13 protein-coding genes and 1 pseudogene are annotated in these 17,371 nt (G+C 62.9%); 5 read left to right on the top strand and 9 right to left on the bottom strand.

What is annotated here, in order from left to right; all coding sequences use genetic code 11:
- Positions 1–344 precede the first annotated feature (344 nt).
- Together DIE02_RS19505 and DIE02_RS19500 are read right to left on the bottom strand one after the other, a co-directional pair.
- Positions 345–647: a hypothetical protein gene (locus DIE02_RS19505; protein ID WP_124488154.1), complete on the bottom strand. Its 303-nt coding sequence runs from the start codon at positions 645–647 to the stop codon at positions 345–347.
- Positions 648–1,669: 1,022 nt separating this feature from the next.
- Positions 1,670–2,278: a hypothetical protein gene (locus DIE02_RS19500; protein ID WP_124488153.1), complete on the bottom strand. Its 609-nt coding sequence runs from the start codon at positions 2,276–2,278 to the stop codon at positions 1,670–1,672.
- Between the two features lie 888 nt (positions 2,279–3,166).
- Here DIE02_RS19500 and DIE02_RS19495 point away from each other — a divergent pair.
- Complete coding sequence (locus DIE02_RS19495; protein ID WP_124488152.1) at positions 3,167–3,964, top strand: hypothetical protein; 798 nt, start codon at positions 3,167–3,169, stop codon at positions 3,962–3,964.
- Positions 3,965–4,336: 372 nt separating this feature from the next.
- Here the strand turns inward: DIE02_RS19495 and DIE02_RS19490 are convergent.
- Both DIE02_RS19490 and DIE02_RS19485 read right to left on the bottom strand, forming a co-directional pair.
- A pseudogene (locus DIE02_RS19490) lies at positions 4,337–5,662 on the bottom strand (epoxide hydrolase family protein).
- 126 nt (positions 5,663–5,788) lie between these two features.
- Entirely contained in the window at positions 5,789–6,571 is a 783-nt protein-coding gene (locus DIE02_RS19485) for a sulfite exporter TauE/SafE family protein (protein WP_124488151.1), read from the bottom strand.
- 302 nt (positions 6,572–6,873) lie between these two features.
- Between DIE02_RS19485 and DIE02_RS19480 the strand changes: the two genes are divergently transcribed.
- Positions 6,874–8,217: a PLP-dependent aminotransferase family protein gene (locus DIE02_RS19480; protein WP_124488150.1), complete on the top strand. Its 1,344-nt coding sequence runs from the start codon at positions 6,874–6,876 to the stop codon at positions 8,215–8,217.
- A gap of 388 nt (positions 8,218–8,605) precedes the next feature.
- On the opposite strand, the gene DIE02_RS19475 is transcribed toward DIE02_RS19480, so the two are convergent.
- From DIE02_RS19475 to DIE02_RS19460, 4 genes are all read right to left on the bottom strand, one after another.
- Positions 8,606–9,586 carry a sulfonate ABC transporter substrate-binding protein gene (locus tag DIE02_RS19475; protein ID WP_124488149.1) on the bottom strand — a complete coding sequence of 327 codons (981 nt, stop codon included), beginning with the start codon at positions 9,584–9,586 and terminating at the stop codon, positions 8,606–8,608.
- A gap of 123 nt (positions 9,587–9,709) precedes the next feature.
- Positions 9,710–10,567 carry a MerR family transcriptional regulator gene (locus DIE02_RS19470; RefSeq protein WP_124488148.1) on the bottom strand — a complete coding sequence of 286 codons (858 nt, stop codon included), beginning with the start codon at positions 10,565–10,567 and terminating at the stop codon, positions 9,710–9,712.
- 9 nt (positions 10,568–10,576) lie between these two features.
- Positions 10,577–11,140 carry a GNAT family N-acetyltransferase gene (locus DIE02_RS19465; protein WP_124488147.1) on the bottom strand — a complete coding sequence of 188 codons (564 nt, stop codon included), beginning with the start codon at positions 11,138–11,140 and terminating at the stop codon, positions 10,577–10,579.
- Positions 11,141–11,240: 100 nt separating this feature from the next.
- Positions 11,241–12,236, bottom strand: coding sequence for an AraC family transcriptional regulator (locus tag DIE02_RS19460; RefSeq protein ID WP_409362228.1), 996 nt, complete (start codon positions 12,234–12,236; stop codon positions 11,241–11,243).
- 423 nt (positions 12,237–12,659) lie between these two features.
- On the opposite strand from DIE02_RS19460, the gene DIE02_RS19455 reads away from it, so the two are divergent.
- Complete coding sequence (locus DIE02_RS19455) at positions 12,660–14,024, top strand: MFS transporter (protein ID WP_124488146.1); 1,365 nt, start codon at positions 12,660–12,662, stop codon at positions 14,022–14,024.
- A 130-nt stretch (positions 14,025–14,154) separates the two neighbouring features.
- On the top strand, positions 14,155–15,213 hold the full coding sequence (locus tag DIE02_RS19450) for a porin (RefSeq protein WP_409362227.1): 1,059 nt from the start codon (positions 14,155–14,157) through the stop codon (positions 15,211–15,213).
- 13 nt (positions 15,214–15,226) lie between these two features.
- Here DIE02_RS19450 and DIE02_RS19445 read toward each other — a convergent pair whose 3' ends face one another.
- Entirely contained in the window at positions 15,227–16,219 is a 993-nt protein-coding gene (locus tag DIE02_RS19445) for a LysR family transcriptional regulator (protein WP_124488144.1), read from the bottom strand.
- A gap of 125 nt (positions 16,220–16,344) precedes the next feature.
- Between DIE02_RS19445 and DIE02_RS19440 the strand changes: the two genes are divergently transcribed.
- A complete protein-coding gene (locus tag DIE02_RS19440) occupies positions 16,345–17,343 on the top strand; it encodes a quinone oxidoreductase (protein WP_124488143.1) in 999 nt (332 codons plus the stop codon).
- The last annotated feature ends 28 nt before the right edge of the window (positions 17,344–17,371 follow it).

Genomic DNA, 17,371 nt, shown 5'->3' with positions numbered 1-17,371 from the left:
CTTCGCCTTGACACTTATCGCGATGTTTGTCATTCCATTTCGAATAAAAAAATCATATCCGAGTATATATAACTTCGCTACATTTAATGCAAAAAGAGAGAGAAGAAAAACAATATTCATTCCATTATTGACAATGATTACAATCATCATCGGCACGGTAGCAATAATTCGAATATTCATTGTGGCGGCGTCGTAAACAGGGGGGCGTTAATAGTTGCGAATACATCTTCATATCCGAGTCCACCGTGATCATACCTGCGCCTTATATGACAAGGCGCTACGCACAAAGCTATGCTATGACCCACGCCAACTCTTTTGGGGTTCGGCCATTAGACCGCGACGCATCAATCAACGACGATGTCTCCGGAATTTATAATAATCGCACTCTCGATGAATATCAGTGCGATACCTGCTAAAGCAGATGTCGCATGCCAATAGCTGTACTTCCAGATCGAGTGGGTGACCTCATGGCATGAGCCATGTGCGCAAACAAAGTAATGCAGATCGCGCACATAACCGTTCAGGGCGTCACCGCCCAAGTAGACAGCGGCGAACCAGAAAGCGAAGAAGTTGATAACGGCGAGCATGCCAGTGACATGTAGTATCCGTTTGGCACGCGTCGACATTTCTTTGATCTTTACAGTCATGACGAGCCTCACGACCACGCACTGGACCGGCGCCCGAGGCAGCGCCCGTATAGTCATAATCTAGACCTGTCGACTGCAAACGGCGTGTCGGGGTTTGCACTACGTGGTGGGTCATTCCCGCCACTCGAAGCCCAGAAGCTGGGGCGGAAACATTCGTCGCGCGGATCCCGAGCAACTGACCAAACGGCCAACTTCGCCAGCCGTGTCCGGCCCACTGGTAAACTCGGGCGGCCAAAGCAACTTTTCCCCGGTCACATGAGCACGCAACCCACCGCAGCACCTGCAACCGTCACCCCAATGATGCAGCAGTACCTGCGCTTTATCTGACAAGGCCTGACGCCCAAAGCTACGCCAAGTTCTACGTTCGCCCTTCGAGGATCGGCCGCTACCGCATCACAGCGAACATCAATTACAACTCCATGCCGGGTGGGGAGACGTTACTGCTCGCACAAGCGGGCAATCCGGCGCCGGAATGCGGCAATGAAGTTGCCGGTAATGGGCGACCCTGTGCGGCTGCCATGCGAGTATTCTCTTGCAGGCGCCATTTCTCATCGTCACACGTCTGCGACGGCTGAACTATCTGGTATGTCTGTCCGGTCTCCGGGTTCTGTGCCATCGCACCACGCTTGGTTTGGACGACTGGGTATGCCTGACCCGTCTGGGGGTCGATTGCGTACTGCTGCGCGTATGCCAGGCTTGCAACGAATGCAAGCGCCACCACAACTCCGATCGACTTCATTGGTGGTCTCCGTAGTTCTTAGCATTTTTGAGCCGCCATTGCGATGGCCCGATTAACTACGCACCCATCGACGGCCGAAATCAGCGAAATCCGCGTTGCCGCAACAATTTTCATCGACCATCGCCTGTTTTTTCACTCAAATGCAGAGCGGCGCGCCGACGCATAATTCCGCGCGAACGTCGGCAGCACATTGCTGACGTCCTTCCTGAATGCATCTGATTACTGCAAGCTCGCCGTACGCCATCACAGCGAAGAAGGGCGCCTCGCATTTTAATTAAATGCATCATTGATTGATGTGCGTGCATATTGTTCCACCGATGCCTTGCACGCAATGCATTCCACCGTCGTTTGAATCACCCGTTACCGAACCTGTTTTAACTGCCCTCTTCAGTTCGGGACCGTGGTTAACGCGATAAGAAATTTCGCTAAATACTCGCTTCTCGAAATTGCCATTCGAAAATGCTTCTTCTGTTTGGTATCGGTATGGGAAAAGATTGGATCCATTTCCCGTGCGCACCTGCATTGTGAAGCTTGTGTTTACTTTGACGGTCGTCTTTCCACCTTCCTGCGACGTTGCGAAAATATTAAACCTTGCGGCGCGGGCAGTTACTAGATCGGGAACCCCCATTACCGCACCGCGATACCCCTCGTTTGCGTCATTTGGGGAATAAGAAACGCCGCTTATGGCTATTAGACCGCTTACCTTTTCGAGTGTGGTGATCGGTAAATTTTGTTCTGCGATGCTATCGATTATTGCTGGCCATACCACGTCGAAAGGGGCGTCGAATGTTCGACTCTTTTCCACACGCATAGCAGTGGGAGCCCCGCCCTGTGTGACACAACCACATAACCCGACGAGAGCAAGCGCTGCCAGCGCGGTCTTGGTATTCATAGTTCACCCCGATTGCGTCATATATTGATTTCCCGCTCCTGTGCGTGGCGGAAACCTCGCCGGAGGGCGGGATCGTTTACTTCGAACACACACCGAATAATTCGGCTTAGGGACAGGCAGCACAGATTGTGCCAACCCTGAAGATCTGGGGAACGGCGCAACGCATCCATGGTGATTCTTGTGGTTTGCGTTTTTTTCCGTACAAATTGTTTCAGGCACGCAACATTACCGCCCGGAAAGTTCCGGGCGCATTGCAGAGCAAGTGATTGATTTTATTTATTTCTTGTGATCTATGAAGCCTTGCTCAACCCAAGACAATGCCGTTCGACGAGGTTGCATTTCTGTAACATCCTGCTCGGACATTACCCGGAGAGCGTTCCAAAACGAGTCCCCAATGGAGTTTTGATGGCTGGCCTACGGTAGCGGCATCTTCGCCAACCGACTGGCGGTTTTACTGGACCGAACCGATGTCCGACTGCCCAGGTGACAGCATAGACGAATGTCGCCTCCTGGCCGGCAGCAGCCGCTTGCCCTCCCCAGCACCTGGCCGGACGGCGAACTTCGATCGATCTCGTCCAGCCCACTGGTAAACTCGGGCAGCCAAAGCAACTTTTCCCGGTCACATGAGCACGCAATCTGCAGCAGCACCTGCAACCGTCACCCCAATGATGCAGCAGTACCTGCGCATTATTTGACAAGACCCGGCACGCAAATTTACGCCAAGATCTACGCCTGCCCTTTCAGAGACGGGCCGTTAGCGACCCACTTCTGTCAGTCCGTCACGCCATTGGTTGGACGCCTATTGATATAAGATGGGTGAGCAATGGGCATGAGATGTCAAATTGCGATTGACTTCCAACGATCTAGTAATGCATGAGGGGATCTTCTTTGATCACGACAGCCTTACAAGAATACCTTACCCAATTTGCGGCATCGTGGCAGAGCCCAACACTGGATCCCAAGTCGTTTGGCATGCTCAAGTATTCAACACCCTTGCGTCCTGACCACTATCTGGCGTTCGCAGAGAAGGATCTGCGTCTCGGCGGCCCGCGTGGTCTTGTGAACAGTCTGGCAAATTCCAAGCGAGCGATCGATTGCCAGATTTTTGGCCTGCTGTGTGCACTGGGACTTCCGGAGCCCCGTAACTTTCCGGACAGGCTTGAGAAGCTCAAAGCATTGGGCCTGTTGGCCCCCCGAGTGGTAAAAAAGATTGCGCAATTGCGGAATGTCCTAGAACATCAATACTACAAGCCGACATTAGAAGAAGCTGAAGACGCGCTAGACATCGCAGCGCTATTCCTTGGAACGTTGCGCCCATACTTCGCCGGCGGCTCATACATGGAGAACGCGTGGCTAGCAGACGAGGCTTCTGTTAATCCTCGCGGTCAGATAATACGGACCCGCACACACACGACATGGAGTCATGCGAACGAACCTCGCTTTACGTATGCACGGGGAATATTTGTCGTTTCCGAAACTGGAGCCAAATCGATTGAACTTGCTCTTATCCACGACAATGTTGAGATCGCCAATGTGCATATGTGGCCGAGCGACGCAAGCTATGTCGAACTCCAAGGGCTTTTACTGAGGTCCTTGCTCGAAGACCTTCCGTATTCGAAAGCTGGTGCCCGGCGCTTTCTAAAGGTTCTAAAGTTGGCGACGGCACATGCTGAACCAAACGTTTAAAGCTCTGTTAAAACATAGCTGGTTGAACGTATTGGCTTGGACAAGCGACGACTTTACCTGCAACAGCGGCCGCTCACCCATGCGCGACTGAGCGTCTCTTTTTGGCCGAACTCGGCCGGCCGCCACCCGGCGCCCGCGACCGACGCAGATCGACCCATTACCGACCATCGATCAGTCGCCACCTCAACGGCCGCTCTCAGGAGAGCACCGGCCGACGGTCACAGATGCCCCCAGGTCGGCAATCCCTTACCGCGACCGGCGTGCACGTCGTCGACCGGGCACGCGGCCGGCCTGTCATGTCGCCACCAACACGGCGAGCTGCATGCGTCAATGCATGGGCGTCAGCGCGCCGTGCTGCGTCATTCACTGCGGTTAGCGCAGCGCTCGGAAACTCACACGAAGCTCTTCCGATAGTGCCTGAGGCTGCTCCCACGCTGCAAAGTGCCCACCTTTCGACAAACGATTGAAGTGAACCAGCCTGGGATAGGCGGCTTCCGCCCAACTCTGCGGCGCAGCGTAGATCTCGTCGGGAAAAACGCTGACGGCCACCGGAATCGCAACATGTTTCGGGGCAAAGAAGCTCAGCTTGCTCTCCCAGTACAATCGCGCCGATGAGACGGCCGTGTTCGTCAGCCAGTACAACGTGACGTTGTCGAGAACGTCGTCCCGTGTCAGCCCTTCAGACTCGCCATTGAATACGCGTGTAATGAGTGCGAGGCCCGAGGCGTCGTGGTCCAGCATCCACGCTGCGAGCCCGACGGGCGAATCTTCGATCGCATACAACGTCTGCGGTCGGTTTGCCATTTCCTGCGCATAACCGAGCCCGTGCTTGTAGAAGAAATCGAGCTGGTCGAACGCGTGTTTTTCATCGGATGAGAGTCCGGACGGTGCCGGATCGCCGAATTTCAGTGCCGTCGCGATGTTGTCCGGCACGGTTGCCGGCATGTTGGTGTGGATGCCGAGCAGCCCCGGTGGCTTCAGCAGGGCCATTTGCTCCGTGACCGCGTTTCCCCAGTCACCGCCTTGCGCGACGTATCGCTCGTACCCGAGACGTTGCATCAGAGCGACCCACGCGCGAGCGATGCGCTGCGGATCCCAGCCAGTCGTCGTTGGTTTGCCCGAGAAACCATACCCGGGCAACGAGGGAATCACGACGTTGAAAGCATCCGACAGCGACCCGCCATGCGCTGTCGGATTAGTGAGTGGATCGATAATTTTCAACTGTTCGACGATCGAACCCGGTCAGCCGTGCGTGACAATGATCGGTAGCGCGTTTTGATGTTTCGACCGCACATGAATGAAGTGAATGTCGAGCCCGTCGATCTCGGTAACGAATTGTGGCAACGCGTTGAGCCTTGCCTCGATCTTGCGCCAGTCGTATCTCGTCGCCCAGTAGTCGGCGAGCTTTTGCATCGTTGCAAGCTGCACACCCTGCGAAGCATCGTGCACGGTCTCGCGCTCGGGCCACCGAGTTGCCTTGATGCGTCGCCGCAATTCGACGAGCCGAGACTCCGGCGCATGCACGTGCAACGGCCGGATCGCGGTTTCGTCGCCGCCGGCCGACGTGGCGATGTCGCCGACGGGTCGATCCGCCCCGGCGAAAGCGGCCGCATTGAACGAGCCTGCCACGGCGGCTGCCACTGCGACGCCCATGAAATGACGGCGCGATGCGGTCGTCGGAGAACCATCAATTGACATACAAACTCCAGTGTTCAGTACAGAAAGTCGGTGAATCAACCAACACGACGAGTGCTTTTATCGATCGCCCTATACATCAGTACTGCTTATTGATATGAACCAAAGATACAGACTCGTCTGCCACGTTTATGCGAGATACCCTGTTACGCCATCCCAAAGCAGTTTCACCGCGGCCACCACCAGCAGTCCGTAGCAGGCTCGATAAACCTGACGTTGATCCAGTTTCGCGTGAAGTCGCCAACCGGTCACGATACCAGCAGGAATTGCGCAGAGGCAGACCGCCATCACGATCCAGACATTGCCGGTCGGCCTGGCCAGCAGCAGCCATGGCACTGCCTTGGTCGCGTTCCCCACGGTAAAGAACATGCTCGTCGTCCCCGCGTACACTTCCTTGCTGAGGCCAAGAGGCAGCAGATACATTGCGAGCGGCGGGCCGCCCGAATGCGCGACCATCGTGGTCACGCCCGAGGCGAGACCCGCTGTGATCGCCTTTGGCCTGGAACGCGGACGGACCGTCAACGCTGCGCCTCCGACCAACCATAGTCCGACGAAGATCAGCGTAATCGCCGCCATCACAATTGCAATCGCGCGGTGGTCGAGCAGTCGGAAGGTCAGATAGCCGGCGCCGATCCCGGTCACCAGTCCCGGCAAAAGCAGCAACAGGTCCGGCTTCGACCATGTCGAAGGCTTCCAGTAGCGCAATGCGAACAGGTCCATTGCGATGAACAACGGAGCGAGCATTCCGCCCGCGGTAACCGGATCCATCACCAACGACAGCAGTGGAATACCGACGATCGAAAAGCCGCCGCCGAACGCCCCTTTCATGAACGAGATCACGAACACACCCGCAAAGGCGATCAGTATCGTCATGAATGTCAGTTGCAGATCCATGCCGGTCGACGAGATCATCCCGATGACCTCGCGCGATCGACGTCACACCCGCCCAACAGGTGTGAAGGTCCCGTCGTCCTTCCCGCATGCGCGGGGCGGGCGGCAAACGAAGCGGTGAAAGGCATATTGCATCTCCATGAATGCTCCGAGGTCAATGCGACGCCTGCGCGGATTTCGTCGAAACAAGGCGCGTGCAGATAGGCCGTGGAAGCGTTGCAATCCCGGTACAATCTGGGGTGAAGACAGAATGCACCGGATGATATATCGGTGCAATAAATACATTGATCTCGGTGCAATATTCATTGAACTCGGTGCATTGAATGTCAAAGTCGGAATACCTGAAGTTGGCCGACGCGATCGCCGCGGACATTGCTGACGGAACGCTCAGGCCGGGCGACCGGCTTCCTCCGCAGCGGAATTTCGCGGACCAGCGCAAGATCGCCGTGTCGACGGCCAGCAGGGTCTATGCAGAGTTGTTGCGACGAGGGCTCGCCGTCGGTGAGGTAGGGAGAGGAACGTTCGTTTCGGGCGACGCAAGGCGCGGAGCGGCGGCGCCAAGCGAACCGCGGGACGTCCGGATCGATCTGGAGTTCAATTACCCGATACTTCCCGACCAAGCGACACTCATCGCGAGAAGCCTGAGCGGGCTTGAAAGGGCTACCGAACTCGCGAGCGCCCTGAGTCAGGCAACAAGCAGTGGAACGCCCGCTCTGAGGAACGTCGCGGCCGCATGCCTGACACGCGACGGTTGGGCGCCTTCTCCTGAGCAATTGGTCTTCACGGGGAATGGACGACAAAGCATTGCCGCCGCGGTCGGCGCCATTGTTCCGACGGGCGGGCGCTGCGGCGTCGAATCCCTGACCTACCCGTTTATCAAAGGTATCGCGGTTCGGCTCGGTATCACATTGGTTCCACTCGCGATGGACGAAGGCGGCGTGCGCCCCGACGCCATACTCAAAGCGCACCGGGAGGCAAATCTTTCGGCGATCTATATTCAGCCCGCAATCCAGAATCCGTTGGGCATGACGATGAATGCTGCGCGACGAGAAGATCTTTTGCGTGTCGCAGAAAAGCTCGGCATTCCGATCATCGAGGACAATGTGTACGGTTTCCTCGACGACGAGCCGCCGCTTGCGGCGCTTTCACCCGAGAATTGCGTTGTGATCGACAGCCTGTCGAAGAAGGTAGCGCCGGGATTGACGCTGGGATTCGTCGTGGCGCCGCGTAGGTTACGTGAAACCGTGATGGCGTCGGTGCGCTCGGGCGGATGGACGGCATCGGGATTTGCCTTTGCGGCCACGCAGCGCTTGATGAGCGACGGTACGGTTGCCGAACTCGCACGACTGAAACGCCTCGACGCCGTGGCCCGTCAGAAGCTGGCCGCCGACCGTCTGTCGGATTTCGACATTCAGACGAACGGAAAGTGCTTTCATCTGTGGTTGAAGCTTCCAGCCCATTGGCGCTCGCAGGCGTTAGTCGCAGCCGCAGCCCGACGAGGCATCGCGTTGACGCCGTCGACCACCTTCGCGGCCTCGCCAGGCCACGCGCCGAACGCCGTCAGGCTTGCGCTTGCTGCGCCAACCATGGGGCAGCTCGATGCGGGTCTGCTCACACTGAGCGGAATCCTGAATTCAAGAGAAGAGGATTTCGCGTCGACCGAATAAAGTCTGCGACCAGACTTCGAATTGGCATGTGCGAATGACGCTTGTTGGCCGAACCCGGAAGTACGAGTCCGGCCCGTCAGCGAGGTATTGTCACGATGACCGAACTTCTGCAATTGCCCCGCCGGGCTACGCGCAGAAGAAGATTTCGGCAGGGATGTGCAGCTACGGTCGACCCAAATACGTCGTTGACAGAGTGCCGTCGTTCGACGGTCCGCACGCGAAGGTCAATTGACCGCATGGAAGCGATGTGTGAATGGCGGTTCGAAGTGCGGGCAGATGGCCGAACGCCGCCAGCGCGCCCGACGTTCCCCGAAAATTCGAACGGAACCAAAAAAGGCCGACGGGCAGGGTACCCGTCAGCCTGTTCGAAACGAGTGCGAACCGTGCGTTACTTCGCCGCGAGCGCGCTCGCCACGCCCTTGTCGGTCCACGCGTTATCGGCCACGTTCAGCTTCTGCGGAATCAGCTTCGCCGCATAGAACGCATCGGCCACCCCCTGCTGAACCGCGACGATCTTCTCATCGACCGGCACCGCGCCGAACGGCACACGCTTGATCCACGTTTCCACGAGCGGCTGCGGCAGGCCGACCTTCGGCGCGATCAGTGCGGCCGTCTCGGCCGGGTGCCCGTTGACCCACAGGCCCGTCTCGCGCAATTGCTTCAGGATCGTGCCGACCACGTCGGCATGTTGCTCCGCGAAGCCACGCGTTGCCTCGTAGAAGTTGTTCGCGGGCGTGAGGCCCGTGTAGTCGGACAGCGTGCGGATCTTCAGCGAATTCTGCGCGGCCGCGTAGTACGGATCCCACACGGCCCACGCGTCGACGTTGCCGCTCTCGAACGCGGCGCGCGCGTCGGCGGGCGGCAGGTACACCGGGTGAATTTCGTCGTAGCGTACGCCGGCCTTTTTCAGCGCTTCGAGCAACAGGTAGTTCGCGCTCGAACCCTTCTGCAGCGCGACCTTCTTGCCGCGCAGGTCGGCGAGCGAGCGGACCGGCGAATCGGCCTTCACGAACACGGCCTCGTTGTGCGGCGACGGCGGTTCCGCGGCGACGTACACGAAGCGCACGCCGGCCGCCTGCGCGAACACCGGCGGCGGCGCGCCCGTATAGCCGAAGTCGATGCTGTTCGCGTTCAGTGCCTCGAGCAGTTGCGGGCCGGCCGGGAATTCGAACCACTGGACGGTGTAGCCGAGCGGCTTGAGCCGCGTCTCGAGCGAGCCCTGCGTCTTGACGACCGACAGCAGGCCGGCCTTCTGGTAGCCGATGCGCACGACCTTGTCGGCGCTGCCTTGCGCGAAGGCCGATGTGGCGGCGACGGCGACGAGCGCCGTCGCGGCGGTGCGGGTGATCCAGCGGGTGAAACGAATCATCGAACGGACTCCATGCGAAACGTCTTCGGGGAGCGGCGTGTGCCGCTCGGTTGGAAGAATCGTCGCATGGGCGGTCGGGCCCGCAAACCAAGCAATGCCGATATGAATATGACGGCGGCGGTCCTATGCTTTGTCGCCGTCGTCTTGCGGGCCGGACCTATCGGACCTATCCGACGTGCCGGCCTGGCGTGCCGCTTCGTCACTGAGTTTCCTGTCGAGGATCGTCGCGACGCGACCGCCCAGATACGCACTGGCGGCGTTCTCGAGCGCGCGGTTCGTCTCGCCCTCGACGAACACGGCTGCGAGCGGGCGCAGGCGCCAGATCGCATCGACGAGCGCGGGCACGTCGGTGACGGGCGGCAGCGTGCCTTCGTCATAGCGGTCGAGCCGCTTCACGACGAGATCGACGAGCAGCCGCGCGATCGCGTCGAAGTGCGGCCGCGCGAGGCTGATCACGTCGAGCAGCTCGCGCGGCGGGATGCCTTCCTTCGTCATCGCGGCTGCCGCCTCGAGCAGCGCGGGGCTTTTCGCGACGAACGACAGGCCGCGCCGTTCGAGCAGGCCGAGTTCGGTCACGCGCGACAGTTGCGACGCCGTCTGCGGGCCGAACATCTGCGCGAGTTGCGCGAGCGAATAGGTTTTCGGCAGTTCGTGCGACCAGCGGCCGCCGATCGCGTTTTCCAGGCCGAGGATCGAGCGCAGGTCGTGACCCTCGTCGATCGCCATGATCAGGTCCTGGATGTTCGACAGCGTGTAGCCGCGCGCGAGCAGGTGGTTGATCAGCTTCAGGCGCGCGACGTGCGTGTCGTCGTAGATGCCGACGCGCCCGCGCTTCTCGGGCGGCGCGAGCAGCCCGCGATCCTGGTACGCGCGGACGTTGCGCACGGTCGTGTCGGACACGCGAGCGAGTTCATCGACCGTGTACTCGTTGCGGGAATCCGGCGCGGCCTCGTCTGGCATGGTTGGAGTCTGTTTTGACATGCGGCCATTCTAGCGCGACGCGACAGGCTCGGGCGCGGCGGGGAGCGTGCGTGCGCCGTCGCCGAGCGCGCGCTGCATCAGCGCGGTGTCGATCCAGCGGCCGTGCTTGAAACCGACCGCCTTCAGCACGCCGGCCGGCTCGAAACCGAACGCGCGGTGCAGCGACGTCGACCCGCCGGTGCCGCCGTCGGCGATCACCGCGATCATCTGCCGCCACGGGCCGGTTTCGCAGCGCGCGATCAGTGCCGCGAGCAGCGCGCGGCCGATGCCGCGGCCGCGCTGCGCGTCGTCGATGTAGATCGAATCCTCGATCGTGTGGCGGTACGCGCTGCGCGTGCGATACGGCGTTGCGTACGCGTAGCCGGCGATGCGGCCGTCGCATTCCGCGACGAGATAGGGCAGCCCGTGACGCAGCACTGCGTCGCGGCGCGCGCGCAGTTCGTCGACGTCGGGCGGCGCCTCCTCGAACGACGCGACGCTGTGGCGCACGTGGTGCGCGTAGATCGCGTGAATGGCGTCGAGATCGGCATCGGTCGCGTTGCGGACGACGCAGGCGGCGGGGGTGGCGGACATGGCAACGGGCGGAGGCATGGGCAAACCCTTACTATGCGGGCGATTGCCCGGCGCGTAAAGCGACGGCCGGGCGACGGCCGGACGTCGCGCGTCGTCGCATTCAGTTCGGCAGCCGCTTCCTCTGCGTATCGCGCGGCAACTCGTTGAAGCGGGCGAAGTAATAGCCCGAAAAGCGGCCGAGGTGGCCGAAACCGAACGTCAGCGCCGTATCGGTAATGCTGGCCATCGGGTCGGTCAGCAGTTGCACGCGGGCGGCGTCGAGCCGGATGTTGCGCAGCAGTTCCATCGGGGTTGCGCCGTGGTAGCGGCGGCACAGCACGTTCAGCGTCCGGAAGCTGACGCCGGCTGCCCTGGCGAGATCCTCGAGCGAAATGGGCGCGCAGAGTCGCGCATGGATGAATTCGAGGAGCGCGTCCATTTGCCGGATGCCGCCCGGGGATCCGGATGTCACCGGTGGGTTGCACGCTTCCGGTGACGCGAGGGCATTCCCGGTTGCCGACGGCGGCGGGCAATGTACGAGCAGGAATAACGCGAGGCTGCGTTCGAAGTGGTCGCGCCACTCGGCCCGAATGCCGCCGTCGCCGGCCAGCGCGAGGACGTTGAGCAGCGACTGTGCGATCAGGTCCCATTGCGAGGCCAGTGCAGGCGGCAACAGAAATCCCGGCGCGAGGGCGGGCGGTCCGTCGTCGGGCGGGTGGCCGGAAACCGGCCGCAGCAGCGCATCGGGGACCTTGACGATCAGTTGCCGGGTGCCGGGCCGCCAGCGCAGGCGCACGCGCGTCCTGGGCGCGAGCACGGCGGTCCGTCCTTCGAGCACGTCCATCACATGTCCGTCGCAGTCGATTTCGGCGCCGCCGGCGAGCGACGTGTGGACGAGCGAAAAGCCGTCGAACGGGCGCGGCACGACCTCGACTTCGGCGCCGTACTGCAGCGCGTAGACGCTCAGACGATTCAGTCGCCCCTTGAAAAGCGCAGCGTCGGGCACGCCGTGCTTCCAGCGCAGCACATGCTCGGCCAGTTCCGCCGAAACCTGCTCGTGCGCATCCGTGCGCGATCCGGATCGGAACAGGCAATTCCGGTACAGCGCGGACAGCACGTCCGCATTCGGCGTGAGGGGCATGGGGCGTCTCCTGTGCGGCATTTCCGTGCAGTGCATCCGGCTGGGCCGCGGATGCGCGTCGTGCCGCATCGGTTTTTCTTGCGTGCGCGAAATCTCCTGAATGGATGATATTGATCTTCGTCAGGCTTGTCTAAGGTATCGCACGGGGTTGCAAGAATCGGACAGTCCTGTCCCCGCTCAGGAAAAATCCGGATAGCGCCCGGCGTGAGAAAAAAACGGATTGAATTCGTGCGCGGCCTGCAAATTCCGGATAGTGGGAATCATTGTGGCTTCCTACACTGCGTCGACGTTCGACCGGAAGCCGGTGCATCTCGTAAATAAATTCGGATAACTACTAAATATGCGGGCCGGCCGATCGTACTGATTCGAAGCCTCCCCACTGGAAAAGGAAGGAACTCCATGCGTCAAATCAATCTGCAGGCGCTCTCGGACGATGCGCGGCTGGGCCCGCTGCACGGTGTCGTGCTGTTCTGGTGCGCGCTGATCATCGTGTTCGACGGCTACGATCTCGCGGTGGCCGGCATCGCGCTGCCGGCGATCATGAAGAACATGGGCGTCAGCCCCGCGCATGCCGGCTTCATGGTGAGTTCGGCGCTGTTCGGCATGATGTTCGGCAACATCGTGTTCGGGACCGTCGCCGAGCGGATCGGGCGCCGGCGGGCCATCGCGGCCTGCCTGACGCTGTTCAGCGTCTTTACCGCGGCGGCCGGGCTGGCGCCGACGCCCGCGTTGTTCGGCGCCGCCCGCTTTCTGGCGGGGATCGGCATCGGCGGCGTGATGCCGAACGTGATCGCCCACATGACCGAGTACGCGCCGCGCCGCATGCGCAGCACGCTGGTGACGCTGATGTTCAGTGGCTATTCGGTGGGCGGCATGCTGGCGGCCGTGATGGGCAAGGGGATGATCGAGGCGTACGGATGGCGGTCGGTGTTCGTCGCCGCGGGCGCGCCGGTGCTGCTTGTCCCGCTGCTCATGAAATGGATGCCGGAATCGATGTCGTTCCTGATCAGGCGCGGCAGGACGGACGAGCTCGCGCGCATCGCGTGCCGGCTCGATCCCGCTTACCGGCCCCGACCGGACGACTGCCATGTCTTGCCGCGGGAGGAACAGGCGGGCAACGCGCCGGTGCGCCGGCTGTTCGACGACGGTCGCGGGTTCAGCACGGTCATGTTCTGGATTGCCTGCTTCATGTGCCTGTTCATGGTGTACGCGCTCAGTTCGTGGCTGACCCGGCTGATGGCCGGGGCGGGCTACAGCCTCGGTTCCGCGTTGACGTTCGTGCTGGTGCTGAACGCTGGCGCGATGGTCGGCGCGATCGGCGGCGGCTGGCTGGCCGATCGCTTTCCGATCAAGACGGTGCTCGTTTCGATGTATCTGCTCGCGGCGATCTCGATCACGCTGCTCGGCTACAGGATGCCGACTGCGCTGCTGTTCGTGCTGGTCGGGCTGGCCGGCGCGTCGACCATCGGCACGCAGATCGTCAACTGCGCGTATGCGGGGCAGTTCTACCCGGTCGCGATCCGCTCGACCGGCATCGGCTGGACGCTGGGCATCGGCCGCGGCGGGGCGATCCTGGCGCCGATCGTCATCGGCGTGCTGGTCGGCATCGATCTGCCGCTGGAGCGCAACTTCATGGCGATCGGGCTGCCCGCGCTGGCGGCGGCGCTCGCGGTCGGCCTGATCGATCATCGACGCTCGGCTTCGCATCGAGATCAGGCGGGCAGCCCCGGCGAACGGCAGCAGGCATATGTCAAGCAATCCTGAGCAGTGCGCCGGCGCAAATGCGGCACGACGGGGCGCTGCGTCGTGTGGCGCATGGAAAGCCCCGGTCATGCGGACCGGTTCCGCTGAGAGGCGGACGGTTGCGAAGCGGCGAGCGCTTGCATGGGCGCTGATGGCGGCATCCGGCATCGCGCATGCGCAAGGCGGCACGACGTTGTACGGCATTGTCGATACTGGCGTTTCCTATTACAACCGCGCGGCGAAGGGCGGATCGACGGTGGACATGCCGCACCTGACGGGCGCAATGCCGTCGCGGTGGGGCGTGAAGGGTGTCGAGGAGTTCGGCGGCGGATACCGGGTGTTCTTCGTGCTGGAAAGCGGCTTCCAGCCCGGCACGGGCCGGCTCGGTGGCGGCGGGCGATTGTTCGGCCGGCAGGCGAACGTCGGGCTGGGCGGCGCCTATGGAACGCTCACGCTCGGCAGGCAGATGAACATGACGGCCCATGCGCTCGCCAACGCCGACGTGATCGGGCCGTCGATCCATTCCCCGAGCAACTTCGACGCGTATCTGCCGAATGCTCGAAGCGACAATGCGATCGGCTACCTGGGCAAGTTCGGCCGATTCACGATCGGCGGCACCTACAGCTTCGGGCGCGACGCCGCCGGGCCGGCCGGCCCCTCCGCCACCGGCTGCGCGGGGCAGGTGCCCGGCAATCCGCTCGCGTGCCGGCAATATACGGCGCTGGTCGCATACGACACGCCGCGTTTCGGTTTCGCCGCGTCCGGCGATGTCAAGCGCGGCGGACCGGGCACGGCGGCGCCGCTAGGCAGCAGCGCCCATACGAGCACGCACACCGTCGTCGACGGCTACGCGGTGGTGGGGCGAGCGAAGCTCGGCGCGGGGTGGATACGAAACAACGTCGCGGCCTCGGCCCATGTGCAGACCGATATCCTGTTCGCCGGCGTGACCTACGCGCGGACGCCGGCGGTATCGTTCGACGCGCAAGGCACGCGCTACCTGCAACGCGGGTCGGCGCGCAATACCGGCGCGAGCGCGACCCTGCTGGTCGGGCGTGCCAGTTACCTGCTGTCGAAGCGCACGCGCGTCTATACGTCGGTCGGCTACATGCTGAACGGCCCGACGGCGGCCAAGGCCGTCGCCGCCGGCGGGACGGTCGACGCGGGGCGTGACCAGTTGGGAATCATGGCCGGGTTGCAGCAGAAGTTCTGACGGGGCCGGGGCGTCAGAGCCGCCCGTCGGCCGCATGCACCGCGTCGGCGATTGCATCCGCGACGCGTTGCACGCGCGGCGACCGGCGCACGTCAGGATGAACGACGAGCCAGATTTCGCGCTCGATGTCGCAGCGTGGTGCGGCAGTGAGTTCGACGAGCGCCGCGGGGGCGGCTGCGTCGGTTGCCGCGGCGGCACGGGCGGGTTGGTGGGCGTTGGCGCGGGCACCGGCCGCGTCGCGGGGACCGCCGGTTTCGGATTCGCCGGGCGACCGGGACGCTGCCGGCAGGGCGTCGAGTGCTGGATCGTCGACGAGAAAGCGCGGCAGCAACGCGATTCCCGCACCGGCCACGCACGCACGATGCAGCGCGGCCAGGTCGTTGGCGACGAACGCGAAGCGGCGCCCGGCCGCGAAGCGCTCGAGCCATTGCTGCTGCGGCATTTGCGCGAGCGCGTCGTCGTAACCGAGGAATGCCCAGGTGTCGGGCGGCGCGGCGGCCCAGTCGGGCGCCGCGCACAGCGCGAAGCGCATCGTGCCGAGCCGGCGCGCGGCCAGCCCCGGCTCGTTCGGTCGTGACAAGCGCACGGCGAGGTCGGCTTCGCGCGCATACAGGTTGGCCGCGTGCATTTCGCCCATCAGGTCGATCCGCAGCGCGGGCCACGCGCGCTGCGCGCGGGCGAGCCGCGGCGCGAGGAAGTGGCTCGCGAACACCGGCGACGCGGACACGCGCACCACCCCGTCCAGCGCCGCCGCCCCCTGCGCGGCGCGCGCGAACGCATGTACGTCGGTTTCGACGCGCGCCGCATGTTCGGCGAGATGCAGCCCTTCGTCGGTCGGCGGCCAGCCGCGCGGCAGCCGGTCGAACAGCCGGATGCCGAGCGCGGACTCCAGCGCGTCGATGCGCCGGGCAACCGTCGAATGCTGGACCTGCAGCGTCCGCGCCGCGGCCGACAGGCTGCCGCCGCGCATCACCGCGAGGAAATAGCGGAGGTCGTCCCAGCTCATCGGCGGCGCGGACACTGCCGTTGGTTCGGTCGAATTTTGCACAGTAGATGGGCGCATAACGGGAATTTCGTTCGATTATGCACGATGGGATGATCGTGTCACTTCATTCGATTGCGAGGAACGTCATGACCCAAACTGCCACCGCCACCCGGATCGGGATCGACCGCTACGGCGACGCCGGCGTGCTGCGCCGCGTCGATGCGCCCGTCGCGCCGCCCGGCGCCGGCGAGGTGCGGATTCGCCAGACCGCCGTCGGCGTGAATTTCGTCGACATTTATTTCAGGACCGGCGCGCACCCGTTGCCGGCATTGCCGGACGCGCTCGGCGTGGAGGCGGCCGGCGTGGTCGATGCGATCGGGCCCGGCGTGACGGCGCTCGTCCCGGGCCAGCGCGTTGCCTATGCGGGACTGCCGACCGGCAGCTATACGAGCCTGCGCACGCTGCCTGCCGAGCGCGTGGTGCCCGTGCCCGACGGCGTGAGCGACGACGCGGCCGCGGCCGGGCTGCTGAAGGGCATTACTGTTTACATGCTGCTGCACCGCGTGCGGCAGGTCGGCGCCGGCGAGACCGTGCTCGTGCATGCGGCGGCCGGCGGCGTCGGCTTGCTGGCGACGCAGTGGGCGCGCGCGCTCGGCGCACGGGTGATCGGCACGGTCGGCTCGGCCGCGAAGGCGGCGCTGGTGCGCGCGCACGGGGCGGAAGCGGTGGTCGATTATCGCGAGGCGGATTTCGTCGCGGCGGCCCGCGCGTTCGGCGGCGGCGCGGGTGTCGACTATGCGATCGACGGGATCGGCGGCGACGTGCTGACGCGTACGCTCGGCGCGGTCCGGCCGTTCGGGATGGTCGCGAGCATCGGCCAGGTCGCCGCGATCGGCGCGCGGCAGACGATCGATCTCGACGAACTCGGGCCGGCCCGCTCAATCGCGCTGGCGCGGCCGAGCGTGCTGGGTTTCATCGCGCGTGACGTGGCGGGGTATCGGGAAGCGGCGCGCGCGACGCTCGAGCGGCTCGCGGGCGGGATGCACGTGGAGATCGGCGCGCGGCTGCCGCTCGAACAGGCGGCCGACGCGCATCACTTGCTGGAGTCGCGGCAGACGACGGGCGGGGTGGTGCTGGTGCCGTGACGGCGGGCGGGGCGGCACGGCGATCGCA

Origin of the sequence: Burkholderia sp. Bp8991 (assembly GCF_003853795.1) — a bacterium.
In the GTDB taxonomy this organism is placed as follows: Bacteria; Pseudomonadota; Gammaproteobacteria; order Burkholderiales; family Burkholderiaceae; genus Burkholderia.
This window is presented reverse-complemented; position numbering and strand designations above follow the sequence as displayed.